Genomic DNA, 12522 nt, shown 5'->3' with positions numbered 1-12522 from the left:
GCGGTCTGCACATCCAACAACACAGCCACCGAGGCGTCCTCGAACCCGGCGGTAGACAACGTGTCCATCACCGCGACCAGATCGACAACACCCTCCATGCTCCGAACACTAGTACGAACCACCGACAACAACCCGAGTTATCCACAGTCRCCAATTCATCCACAGATACACGCGCACAACACAATTGGGGTTGCCACGACTGCGAGACGGCGCTAAGCCGTCAGCACCAGTGGCGCCCCGTCCGTGATCGCAATGGTGTGCTCGCTGTGGGCGGTGCGGGAACCGTCCGCGGAGCGGATGGTCCAGCCGTCCGGGTCGAAGACGATGCGGTCGGTGCCCGCGGCGAACCACGGCTCGAGCGCCAGCGTCAGCCCGGGACGCAACTTCAGCCCACGGCCACGCCGCCCGATGTTCGGGACGTGGGGGTCTTCATGCATGGTGCGCCCCAGGCCGTGCCCACCGAACTCGGTGTTGACCAGGTAGCCGTAGTCGGCCGCGACGTCGCCGATGGCGGCCGAGATGTCGCCCAGGCGCTTTCCGGGTACCGCCTCGGCGATGCCTGCCGCCAATGCCTCCTCGGTGGCGGTCACCAGTCGACGGTCTTCGGGTCGAGCGGTGCCGATGATGACGCTGAGGGCGGAATCGGCCACCCATCCGTCGATGGACACCGCGATGTCCATGGTGAGAAGGTCGGCGTCGGCCAGCACGTAGTCGTGCGGAAGCCCGTGCAGCACTGCGTCGTTGACCGACAGACAGATGACATTGCGGAACGGCCCGCGCCCGAACGACGGGGCGTAGTCCCAGTAGCAGGACTGGGCGCCCCGCTCGTTGATCAGCTCCCGGGCACGCTGTTCGAGCTCCAGCAGGTTCACCCCGGGTCGGGCCCGGCCGGCGAGATCGTCGAGCAGTTCCGCGATGAACCTCCCGGTGACGTGCATCGCCGCGATCTCCTGCGGCGTCTTCAACTCCAACACAACCACGCCTCCTGAGCGGTATGAAAATACCACCGTAGCCGACGAATCGGTATTTTCATACCGATTCCGGGTACGCTGACCGCATGGTGCGCCTCCCCCTGACCGCTGAACAACTCGCCGCGGGCAAGCGCCTCGGCGAGCAACTCCGCCGGGCCCGCGGTGACCGCACCCTCGCCGAAGTGGCTGAGGCCGCGGCGATTTCCCCGGAGACGCTGCGCAAGATCGAGACCGGCCGACTGGCCACCCCGGCGTTCAGCACCATCGCCGCGCTGGCCCGCGTGCTTCCGCTGTCCCTCGACGAGCTGGCCGAGAACTGCTTCGTCCGCACCGATCTGCGGTACACGGGCTAACTGGCTTCGGACACCGGCTTCGGCGGCGCAGGCAGCACGGCGTACAGCTCGTGTTCCAGCTCGGCGCGCAGTGCATCCGCCCTCGTACCGTCGTCGCCGTCGGCCAGCGCCGGCACCGCGATGCAGAACACGTCCACCACTGCCGAGCCTAGGGTGGTGACCTTGGCCCAGACGATATCCAGGCCGTCGCGTTCGATCACCGAGGTGAGCCGGGCCAGCAGTCCGGTCCTGTCCACGGCCCGCACCTGCACGATGAACTGGTTCGGGGCGGACCCGGCGGACCACAGAATCCGCGGCGGGGCGCTGACCTGGTTCACCGGGACGGCGGAGGCCACCTCGCCGGCCTGGGTGTTGCCCGCCGCGTCCCGATCCCGGCGCTCCAGCGCGTCGACGACATCCAACTCGTCATCCAGCGCCAGGATGAACTGCTGGCGCAGCAGTTCGGCCGCCGGCGGTGAGCCGAAGTGCGGCGACACCACGAACGTGTTGATCGCCATGCCGTCGATGCTGTTGACCGATGCCGAGTGCACCCGCAGCGAGTTGAGGGCCAGCACCCCGGCCGCCTTGGACAGCAGGCCACGGCGATCGGGCGCGATCATCGTCACGTTGTGGATGTGGGCACCCTCGCCGGCTGTCAGGTCGACATGCACACCGCCATCGGATGCCAGCGAAAGGTAGTGCTGGTCAATGGGATCGGGCTGCGGCAACGGCTCGCCGGCCATCACCAGCCGGCAGCGCCGAACCAGGTCGCCGATCAGGGACGCCTTCCAGTCGCCCCACACGCCGGGACCTGTCGCGAGCGAATCCGCTTCGGACAGCGCCTGGAGCAGTTCCAGCAGCACCGGGTCGCCACCGAGGGCGTTCACCACCCGGTCGATCGTCTTGGGGTCCTGCAGATCGCGACGGGTCGCGGTGTCGGGCAGCAGCAGGTGATAGCGGACGATCTTGGACAGCACCTCGATATCCGAGGGCCACAGGCCCAGGCGCGTCCCCACCTGGGTGGCCAGTTCCGCGCCGATGACACTGTGGTCCCCACCGCGGCCCTTGCCGATATCGTGCAGCAGCGCGCCCAGCACCAGCAGGTCGGGCCGAGCCACCCGGGTGGTGAATGCGCTTGCCCGCGAGACCGTTTCGATCAGGTGCCGGTCCACTGTCCAGATGTGCACCACGTCGCGCGGCGGCAGGTCGCGGACCGCACCCCATTCGGGGAACAGCCTGCCCCACAGACCCGTGCGATCCAGCGCCTCCACGGTGGCCACCGCGGCCGGCCCGGCCGACAACATCACCAGCAGATCCTTGAGCGCCGCACGCGGCCACGGCGCGCGCAGTTCCGGTGCGGCACCGGCCAACCGGCTCAACGTGGACGCGGCCATGGGCAGCCCGGTGGTGGCAGAGGCGGCCGCGACGCGCAGGATCAGGCCGGGGTCACGTTCGGGCCGGGCATCGCGGGCCAGGATCACCTCGCCGGCGAATTCGATCACCCCTTCGTCGAGCGGGCGCCGCGCCGGCCTGCGCAGTGCGGCGAAACCTCGTCGAGGCAAGGCATTTCCGGCCGTGCGGATACCGGCATCCACGTAGTAGCTGACGGTGCGTGCGGCATCGGAGAGCATCCGGGCCAGATCGAACCGGTCCCCGATGCGCAGCGACGCGCCGATCTCGTCGGCGTACTGCGCGAGCACCTGTTCACGGCCGCGGCCCGAAATGCGGTGCAGTTCGGTGCGCACGTTCAGCAGCGCAAGATGCGCCTCACCGAGGGTGCCCGTCGGCGAGGCCAGCAGCCGGCTGGGATAGACGTCGGCCAGCTGCGCGATGGCCAAGGCGTTGAGCAGCTGCACATCCCGGAGCCCGCCGCGACCGTTCTTCAGATCCGGTTCGGCCCGGTGCGCGATCTGACCGCTGCGCTGCCACCGCGCCTGGGCGTGTTCGACCAGTTCGTCGAACCGCGGGGCGATACCGGTGCGCCATTGCCGCCGCGCACCGCCGACCAAGAGCGACGACAGCTCCTGATCTCCTGCGATGTGCCTGGCGTCGAGCATCGCCAGGCCGGCGGACACATCCTCGCCGGCGACCTTGAGCGCCTCCGGCACCGTGCGGACGCTGTGGTCGATGCGAATATTCCCGTCCCACAACGGGTACCACAGCAGATCGGCGACCTGGCTGACGATCTCGACCGGCATGTTGTCGTGCAACAGCGTCAGATCCAGGTCGGAGTACGGCAGGAACTCGCCGCGGCCCAGACCGCCGGTGGCCACGATCGCGAAACCACTGGTCGGGGTGATACCGATCTCGGTCGCCTTGGTGGTGAGCCAGAATTCGTTGAGGTCGAGCAGGGCGGCCCGCAAGGCCGCCGAATCCAGCTGGCGCCCACCGGAGGTCAACAGTTGAGCGGACGCCTTGGCCAGATCCGTTGCCGGACGCAGCGATCCCGCTGCCGGCGCCTCCCAACGGGACGCCCCGGCAGCGGGATCGTGTGGTGTCTGCTCTGTCATCTCGGTCCTCCCCCGGCCATACCTGTTATCGGTCAACAACTACATTGGCCGGGAGAGCACCCCCTCAGCTCACGTGCGGATCAGAGGGCGTCGGCCCCACGCTCACCGGTGCGCACCCGCACAACGGTGTCCACCGGGCTGACCCACACCTTGCCGTCACCGATCTTGCCGGTGCGGGCGGCCTGGACGATGACGTCCACGACCTTGTCGACGGCGGAGTCGTCCACGACGACCTCGACCCGCACCTTCGGTACGAAGTCCACGGAGTACTCCGCGCCGCGGTACACCTCGGTGTGGCCCTTCTGACGGCCGTAACCCTGGACCTCGCTGACGGTCATCCCGAGGATGCCCGTCTGCTCCAGACCGGTTTTGACGTCTTCCAGGGTGAACGGTTTGACGATCGCAGTAATCAGCTTCATTTTCCTCATCCCTCCGCGCCGTGACGACCAAGAACAGAACCGGTTCCGACAGCCACGAAGTCGTACCCGCTTTCCGCGTGCTCGGACTCGTCGATGCCGGAGGCCTCCTCTTCTTTATCCAGACGCAGGCCAATGGTGTATTTCACGATCAACGCCAAGATAGCTGTACCAATGGCCGAATAGAGAAGAACCGCACCCGCGCCGACGGCCTGTCGCCACAACTGGTCGAAGCTGCCACCGTAGATGATGCTCTCCACGCCGGCACCGGCGTCGGGTGTCGCAATGACGCCCACCATGAGCGTTCCGATGATGCCGCCGACCAGGTGGACACCCACCACGTCGAGCGAATCGTCGAAGCCCAGCTTGTACTTCAGGCCGACGGCCAGCGCGCAGAGCACACCGGCGACCACGCCGATCACCAAGGCGCCGACCACGTTCACCGAGGAGCAGGACGGGGTGATGGCGACCAGACCGGCCACGATGCCCGACGCCGCACCCAGCGAGGTGGCCTTGCCGTCACGGATCCGCTCGGTGAGCAACCAGGCCAGCATCGCGGCCGCGGTGGCCACCGTGGTGGTGACGAACGTTGCACCGGCCAAACCACCCGAGTTGGTGGCGGATCCGGCGTTGAAGCCGTACCAGCCGAACCACAGCAGGCCTGCGCCCAGCATCACGAACGGCAGGTTGTGCGGCCGCATCGGAGTGCCCGGCCAGCCCAGCCGCTTGCCCAGGATGATCGCCAGCACCAGACCGGCCGTACCGGCGTTGATGTGCACCGCGGTACCGCCGGCGAAGTCGATTGCCTTGAGCTTGTTGGCGATCCAGCCGCCGTACTCACCGGTGTAGCCGTCGAACGCGAACACCCAGTGCGCGACGGGGAAGTAGATGAAGGTGGCCCACAGCCCCGAGAACAGCAGCCAGCCGCCGAACTTCAACCGGTCGGCCACCGCGCCCGAGATCAGGGCGACGGTGATGATGGCGAACATCAACTGGAAGGCGACGAAGACCGTCTGCGGGATCGTGCCGAACAACGCGATGTTCACCGCGTCGGCGGCCTCGACTCCTGTGGCGGGATCGGCCGCCACGGCGGCCGTGGCGTTACCGCCGATCAACCCCTTCAGACCCCAGTACTGCGTCGGGTCACCGAACAGGTTGAACTTGTCGTTGCCGAAGGCCAGCGAGTAGCCGTAGAGCACCCACAACACGGTGACCACACCCATGGAGCTGATGCTCATCATGAGCATGTTCAGCACACCCTTGGCGCGCACCATGCCGCCGTAGAAGAACGCCAGACCAGGCGTCATCAGCAGCACGAGTGCGGCACTGGCGAGCATCCATGCCGTGTCACCCGTGTCCGGCTGACCCATTATCGGAAATCCGTCCACTCCCAGCTTCCTCCTTCGACATGCCACGGTTAGGCACCGTTGACCTGGTAGGGAACTCTGCTGAGTAGTTGTTTCGCCGACGACGCGCTGGCGTTTCGGGCACGTGAACGGATCGGCCGGTTTCGTTTCCCCGGTGTTACGCGCTGCGGATTCGCCGCGCGCAGACCTATCCGAGAAGCGCGTCGACGAATGCGGAGGGCTCGAACGGGGCGAGGTCGTCGGGCCCCTCACCGAGGCCGACGAGCTTCACCGGGACACCGAGTTCCTGCTGTACCCGGAACACGATGCCGCCCTTGGCGGTTCCGTCCAGTTTGGTCAGCACCACACCGGTGATGTCCACGACCTCGGCGAAGACCTTGGCCTGCGGCAGGCTGTTCTGGCCGATGGTGGCGTCCAGCACGAGCAGCACCTCGTCCACCTTGGCGCGCTTCTCGACGACGCGTTTGACCTTGCCCAGTTCGTCCATCAGACCGGTCTTGGTGTGCAGCCGTCCCGCGGTGTCCACCACGACGACGTCGGCGCCCGCCGCGATGCCCTTGTCCACGGCGTCGAACGCCACCGACGCCGGGTCGGCACCCTCGGGACCGCGGACCACGTCGGCACCCACGCGGGAAGCCCAGGCCTGCAGCTGGTCGGCGGCGGCGGCCCGGAAGGTGTCGGCGGCGCCGAGCACGACGCGGCGGCCGTCAGCGACGAGCACACGGGCCAGTTTGCCGACCGTGGTGGTCTTGCCGGTGCCGTTCACCCCGACGACCAGCAGCACCGACGGTTTGTCGGCGTGCGGCAGCGCGCGGATGGAGCGGTCCAGTTCTGGCCGCAGCGCGGCCACCAGTACCTCCTTGAGCACGGCACGGGCGTCGGCCTCGGTGCGCACCCCGGCACTGGCCATCTTCTCGCGCAGCGCAGCCACCACGGATTGGGTGACGACGGGGCCGAGGTCGGCGATCAGCAGGGTGTCCTCGATCTCCTCCCACGATTCCTCGTCCAGATCGCCGCCGCCGAGCAGGCCGAGCACACCGCGGCCCAGCGTGTTCTGCGATTTCGCAAGTCGACCGCGCAGCCGCTCCAGGCGGCCTTCGCCGGGGGCGATCTCCTCGACGACCGGAGCGGGCTCGGGCTCCGGCTCCGGCTCGGGCTCCGGCTCCGGGATGGTCTCGGGTTCGGGCTCGGCCACCTCGACGGGCGGCTCGGGCAACTGGACGTTGGAGATGGTGCGTTTCGGCGCGTCCCAGGGCACCGCGGCGTCGTCGCCCACCCCCGGCAGCCCCGTTCCCGTCGGAGGAGGTGCTACATCCGGCTTCGTCGGTGCTACATCCGACTTCGTCGGTGCTACATCGACGGGCTCCGACTTCGTCGGAGCCTCGGCAAACGTGATCCCGGACGCGGCGGTGTATCCGCCGGAACGATCGATCGGGGTGGCGGTGTCCTGCTTGGATAGGCTGATCTGCCGGCGCCGGTAGCGCACCAGCCCGACAACCAGCGCAGCGACAACCAGAACGGCGATGACCGCAAGTGCGATCCACAGAGCATCTGACACGCCGCCATTGTCTCAGGGCGGCAGCATGACGATCGGCCCCGGCTTCTCGACTCACCCCGCGGACGGCCTCCAAGTGCGTAAACGGCGTCATATCGACGTCTGCCTGTCCGAGCCCGTCGAATATCAGACGGTGCGCACCGGCCTGGAGCGGTACCGCCTGCCCTACAACGCGCTCACCCAGACCAGCCTGGCCGAGATCGACCTGAGCACCGAATTCCTCGGCGTCGGGTTGCGGGCGCCGGTGCTGATCGGGTCGATGACGGGCGGCTCCGAACTGTCCGGCACCATCAACCGCCACCTCGCCGCGGCCGCCCAAGAACTGGGCATCGGCATGATGCTCGGCTCGCAGCGGGTCATGCTCGGCGACGACCTGGCACCGACGTTCCAGGTCCGCGACGTCGCGCCCGACGTGCTCCTGGTCGGCAACATCGGGCTGGCCCAACTGGGTCCCGACGTGGTGCCCGAACTGAGGGCCGCGCTGGGCCGGGTCGGAGCCAATGCCCTTGCCGTGCACACCAATCCGCTGCAGGAGGCGGTGCAGCGGGGCGGTGACACCGATTTCACCGGCTCGGTGCAGCGGTTGCGCGAACTCGCCACCGCCATCGGGTACCCGGTGCTGCTCAAGGAGGTGGGCCACGGAATCGGGGCGGCCGCCGCGGCGCACCTGGCCGACGTCCCGATCGCCGCGGTCGACGTGGCGGGCGCCGGGGGCACGTCGTGGGCCCGGGTGGAACAGTTCGTCCGCTACGGCCGGATCAACGATCCGGAACTGGCCGAGTGGGGCATCCCCACCGCCCAGGCCCTGGTGGAGGTGCGCCGCACGCTGCCGGGCATGCCGCTGGTGGCCTCCGGCGGCATCCGCACCGGGATGGACGCCGCGAAGGCCATCGCCCTCGGCGCCGACGTGGTGGCCATCGCCCGTCCGCTGCTGGTGCCCGCGATCGAATCGGCTGCGGCAGTGACGGATTGGCTGGCGCGCTTCATCGCCGAGTTGCGCATCTGCCTGCACGGCTGCGGTGCGGCCGACCTGGCCGCGCTGCGCGAGAGCGGCGTCACCGCTACGGAGTGGCGGTGACCAGTTCCTCGCCGCGCATCCGTTGCGAGATCACCTGGGTGATGCCGTCGCCCTGCATCGTCACGCCGTAGAGCGCGTCGGCGATCTCCATGGTCGGCTTCTGGTGGGTGATGACGATCAGCTGGGATTTCTCCCGCAGCTGCTCGAACAGGCCCAGCAGCCGGCGCAGGTTCACATCGTCGAGCGCCGCCTCGACCTCGTCCATGATGTAGAACGGTGACGGCCGGGCCCGGAAGATGGCCACCAGCATCGCCACCGCGGTCAGCGACTTCTCGCCGCCGGACAGCAGCGACAACCGCTTGACCTTCTTGCCCGGCGGGCGTGCCTCGACCTCGATGCCGGTGGTCAGCATGTCGTCCGGATTGGTCAGCAGCAGCCGGCCCTCGCCGCCCGGGAACAGCGACGAGAACACCTGGGTGAACTCGCGCTCCACATCGGCGTAGGCCTCGGCGAACACCGTCAGGATGCGCGCGTCGACGTCCTCGATGACATCCATCAGGTCCTTGCGGGCGGCCTTGACGTCCTCCAGCTGGGTGGACAGGAAGTTGTAGCGCTCCTCCAGCGCGGCGAACTCCTCCAGCGCCAGCGGATTCACCCGGCCCAGTTCGGACAGTTCGCGCTCGGCCTTCTTCGCCCGGCGTTCCTGGGTGGGTCGGTCGAACGGCATGGGCGCCGGCGCGGTCACCTGCTCACCGCGTTCCTTGGCCTGCTCGTATTCGGCCATCTCCAGTTCGGTGGGTGGCAGCGCCACCTGCGGGCCGTACTCGGCGATCAGGTCGGCGGCCGCCAGCCCGAACTGTTCGAGGGCCTGCTGTTCCAGTTGCTCGATCCGAAGGGCCGCTTGGGCTTTGGCGACCTCGTCGCGGTGCAGCGAATCGGTCAGCGCGGTGATCCTGGCACTCAGTTCGGTGACCTCGGTGCGGGCCCTGCCCAGCGCCTGGCCGCGCAGCTGACGCTCGGTGGCCAGCTCGTCGCGGATGCGGGACGCCGCGGCGACCGCTTCGGCCAGCCGGGCGGCGACCAACCGGCCCGATTCTGAGACCGCGGCGGCCACGGTCGCCGCGTACTCGCGCGCCTCCCTGGCCCGCAGCGCGCGTGCCCGCGACTCGCGTTCCGCGGCGGCCGACCTGCGCAGCGAATCCGCCCGGCCGCGAACGGCATTCGCCCGTTCCTCGGCGGTCCGGACCGCCAGCCGCGCCTCCACCTCGGTGGAGCGTGCCGCGTCGGCGGCCACGGTGTGCTCCTGCCGGTCCACCTGTTCGACCTCGAACATCGGCTCTTCCTGCGCGTTGTTCAGCCTGGTCTCGAGCTCGGTGAGTTCTTCGACGGTGGCGGCGCGACCGGTTTCCAGCTCGTCGCGCTGTTTGATCAGGCGCTGCCATTCGGCGTCGGCATTGCGGGACTCCTGGCCCAGCCGGCCGAGCTGCTCGTAGATCGCCGAGATCGCGGCATCGGACTCGTTCAGCGCGGCCAGCGCGTGCTCGGCGGCGTCCTGGCGCGCGTTCTGCTCCTGCTTGGCACCGGAGAGTGCGGCCAACAGCTCGCCGCTCTGGCGCTCCACCGTCGCCAGCTCGGCGCGCGCCTTGTCGATCTCCGATGCGATCTCCAGGGTGGACACCTTGCGATCCGAACCACCACTGACCCAGCCCGCCCCGACCAGGTCGCCCTCGACGGTGACCGCCCGCAGATGTGGTTGGGCGGCAACGAGTTCCAGCGCAGCGGACAGGTCCTCGAGAACAGCCACGTCGGCCAGCATCGCGGTGATCGCGCCGCGCAGCCGGTCCGGTATCTCGACCAGGTCGACGGCCCACTGCGCACCGTGGTGCAACGCGCCGGTGTCGGGTCGCGGCCGGAGCGGCCAGTCCCCCAACACGATCGCCGCCCGGCCGCCGTCGGCTTCCTTCAGCGCGGCCACGGCGGCACGCGCGGCGCCGTTGTTCTCGGCCGCCAGGGCGTCGGCGGCCGAGCCCAGCACCGTGGCGATCGCCACCTCGAATCCGGAGCGCACCCGCAGCAGCTTGGCCACGGTGCCGAAAAGCCCATCGGCACTGTGGTTCTCAGTGAGCCACGCGGCGCCGTCCTTACGATCCAACCCGACCGCCAGCGCGTCGATGCGGGCCTGCAGCGACACCACCTGACGCTCGGCGCCCCGCTCGGCCGCCTGCAGTTCGGCGACGCGCTCGTCGGCCAGCCGCAGCGCCGTCACCGACCGGTCGTGGTGATCATCGAGGCCGACCTCGCCCTCGTCGAGCTCACCCACCTTGGCCTGCACCAGTTCGAACGCCGCCTGGGCGTGTTCGACCCGGGCGGCCGACTCCTCGATCCGCGCGGCCAGCCGGGCGATGCTCTCGTCGGTCGACTCCACGCGGGAGCGCATCGTGTCGACCTGCCCGGACAACCGGGCCAGCCCTTCGCGGCGGTCGGCCTCGGCGCGGGCCGCGGCGCGCTGGGCGCGTTCGGCCTCGGCGGCCACCCGTTCACGCTCGGCGAGCTCGGCGCGGGCCGACTCCAGCGTGTACCGCGACTCTTCGAGCTCCTCCAGCAGTTGGCGTTCCTCCTCGGCGACCAGGTCGGCCTCGGCCTCCAGCGCCTCGGGGTCGCGACCCGGTGTCGTGTCCGGCGCGGAGTCCAGCAATTGGGTGCGCTCGGTGGCGATCCGCACCGTCGCGCTCACCCGTTCGGCCAGCGCAGACAGCCGGAACCAGGTCTGCTGAGCCGTGTCGGCTCGCTCGGACAGATCCGACACCGCCGACTCGTGGGCGGTCAGCTCGAGGCTTGCCGCCTCCAGCCGGGTGGTGACGTCGTCATGTTCGCGGCGCAGCGTCGTCTCGGCCTGATTGGTGTCGTTGAACTCGGTCTGCCGGGTCAGCAGGTCATCGGCGGCCAGCCGCAGCCGGGCATCGCGCAGGTCGGCCTGGATGGTCTGGGCGCGGCGCGCCATCTCGGCCTGGCGGCCCAGCGGCTTGAGCTGACGACGCAGCTCGGTGGTGAGGTCGGTGAGCCGGGCCAGGTTGGCCTGCATCGAGTCGAGCTTGCGGACCGCCTTCTCTTTGCGCTTGCGGTGCTTGAGCACCCCGGCGGCCTCTTCGATGAAGGCGCGGCGGTCCTCCGGGCGGGATTCCAGGATCTCGGAGAGCTTGCCCTGCCCGACGATGACGTGCATCTCGCGGCCGATGCCGGAGTCGCTGAGCAGTTCCTGCACGTCCATCAAACGGCAACTGCTGCCGTTGATCTCGTACTCACCGGCACCGTCGCGGAACATCCGACGGGTGATGGACACCTCGGAGTACTCAATGGGGAGCGCGTTGTCGGAGTTGTCGATGGTCACGGTGACCTCGGCACGGCCCAGCGGCGCACGGGTGGACGTGCCGGCGAAGATGACGTCTTCCATCTTGCCGCCGCGCAACGTCTTGGCGCCCTGCTCGCCCATCACCCAGGTCAGGGCGTCGACGACGTTGGATTTACCCGAGCCGTTGGGCCCGACGACGCAGGTGATCCCCGGCTCGAAGCGCAGAGTCGTCGCCGCGGCGAAGGATTTGAAGCCCTTCAGCGTCAGACTCTTCAAATGCATGACGGGTAACCCTACCGTCGCGGCGGTTAACGCTCGGTGAAGCCCGGGATCTGCTCGCCCGCGTCGGCCCAGTCCGCGACCACGGTGTCGACCGTACCCGGGGTGTCACCGCCCTGCAGCAGCTCCAGCAGCCGCTCGCAGGCGGCCCGCGGGCCCTGTGCAACGACGTAGACGCGGCCGTCCGGGCGGTTCGAGGCGAAGCCCGCCAGGCCCAGTTCCAAGGCCCGCGAGCGGGTCCACCACCGGAAGCCGACACCCTGCACCTGGCCGTGCACCCAGGCGTTCAGACGGACGTCAGGCTGGGCGCTCATGCGAGATCTCGAACTTCACCTCGGTGCCCGACTTCAGGGTGCGCCCCACGGTGCAGACCTGATCGATGGCCCGCTCGACCACCACCAGCAGGCGTTTGACCTCGTCCTCGGACAATCCGGACAGGTCGACCTCCAGCTTCTCCTCCAGCAGCGGGTAACGCTCCTGCTCACGGTCGGCGGCCCCCGACACCCGGAGGGTGGCGGCGTAGTCGTCGCCGAGCCGGCGGCGCAGCGGCTGGTCGCTGCTCATGCCGCTGCACGCGGCCAGCGCGATCTTCATCAGCTCGCCCGGGGTGAACACACCGTCTACGTCTTCGGATCCGACGAGCACCTCGGCGCCACGGGTGCTGCGACCGGTGTAGCGGCGCACCCCGGTGCGCTCGACCCACAGTTCTGTCATGCCGTCATTAG

The 12522-nt window shown here is 68.9% G+C and carries 10 protein-coding genes; 2 read left to right on the top strand and 8 right to left on the bottom strand.

What is annotated here, in order from left to right; translation table 11 throughout:
• Positions 1 to 212 precede the first annotated feature (212 nt).
• Positions 213 to 974 (bottom strand): type I methionyl aminopeptidase, encoded by a 762-nt coding sequence (map, locus tag AC1DY7_RS19090; protein ID WP_477495258.1) that lies wholly within the window; start codon positions 972 to 974, stop codon positions 213 to 215.
• 83 nt (positions 975 to 1057) lie between these two features.
• Between map and AC1DY7_RS19085 the strand changes: the two genes are divergently transcribed.
• The gene (locus tag AC1DY7_RS19085) at positions 1058 to 1324 is read left to right on the top strand and encodes a helix-turn-helix domain-containing protein (RefSeq protein WP_477495257.1); all 267 of its coding nucleotides are present in this window, start codon (positions 1058 to 1060) and stop codon (positions 1322 to 1324) included.
• On the opposite strand, the gene AC1DY7_RS19080 is transcribed toward AC1DY7_RS19085, so the two are convergent.
• The 4 genes from AC1DY7_RS19080 to ftsY all read right to left on the bottom strand — a co-directional run bounded on the left by AC1DY7_RS19080 (position 1321) and on the right by ftsY (position 7154).
• Positions 1321 to 3813 (bottom strand): [protein-PII] uridylyltransferase, encoded by a 2493-nt coding sequence (locus tag AC1DY7_RS19080; protein ID WP_477495256.1) that lies wholly within the window; start codon positions 3811 to 3813, stop codon positions 1321 to 1323. The genes AC1DY7_RS19085 and AC1DY7_RS19080 overlap by 4 nt on opposite strands.
• A gap of 80 nt (positions 3814 to 3893) precedes the next feature.
• On the bottom strand, positions 3894 to 4232 hold the full coding sequence (locus AC1DY7_RS19075; RefSeq protein ID WP_003881099.1) for a P-II family nitrogen regulator: 339 nt from the start codon (positions 4230 to 4232) through the stop codon (positions 3894 to 3896).
• Between the two features lie 5 nt (positions 4233 to 4237).
• Positions 4238 to 5617, bottom strand: coding sequence for an ammonium transporter (locus tag AC1DY7_RS19070; RefSeq protein ID WP_477495255.1), 1380 nt, complete (start codon positions 5615 to 5617; stop codon positions 4238 to 4240).
• A gap of 166 nt (positions 5618 to 5783) precedes the next feature.
• Positions 5784 to 7154, bottom strand: a complete 1371-nt coding sequence (gene ftsY / locus AC1DY7_RS19065) for a signal recognition particle-docking protein FtsY (RefSeq protein ID WP_477495254.1) — start codon at positions 7152 to 7154, stop codon at positions 5784 to 5786.
• A gap of 25 nt (positions 7155 to 7179) precedes the next feature.
• Here ftsY and fni point away from each other — a divergent pair, with 25 nt between their 5' ends.
• Positions 7180 to 8229: a type 2 isopentenyl-diphosphate Delta-isomerase gene (gene fni, locus AC1DY7_RS19060; RefSeq protein WP_477495253.1), complete on the top strand. Its 1050-nt coding sequence runs from the start codon at positions 7180 to 7182 to the stop codon at positions 8227 to 8229.
• Here fni and smc read toward each other — a convergent pair.
• The 3 genes from smc to AC1DY7_RS19045 are packed head-to-tail and all read right to left on the bottom strand — an operon-like array spanning position 8213 to position 12511.
• Positions 8213 to 11800: a chromosome segregation protein SMC gene (gene smc, locus AC1DY7_RS19055; protein WP_477495252.1), complete on the bottom strand. Its 3588-nt coding sequence runs from the start codon at positions 11798 to 11800 to the stop codon at positions 8213 to 8215. The genes fni and smc overlap by 17 nt on opposite strands.
• A gap of 26 nt (positions 11801 to 11826) precedes the next feature.
• Positions 11827 to 12111 (bottom strand): acylphosphatase, encoded by a 285-nt coding sequence (locus tag AC1DY7_RS19050; protein WP_477495251.1) that lies wholly within the window; start codon positions 12109 to 12111, stop codon positions 11827 to 11829.
• Positions 12095 to 12511, bottom strand: coding sequence for an OsmC family protein (locus tag AC1DY7_RS19045; RefSeq protein ID WP_477495250.1), 417 nt, complete (start codon positions 12509 to 12511; stop codon positions 12095 to 12097). Before AC1DY7_RS19045 ends, AC1DY7_RS19050 begins: the two co-directional genes overlap by 17 nt.
• Between the last annotated feature and the right edge of the window lie 11 nt (positions 12512 to 12522).

Source organism: Mycobacterium sp. P2_H7 (assembly GCF_056403275.1).
This window is presented reverse-complemented; position numbering and strand designations above follow the sequence as displayed.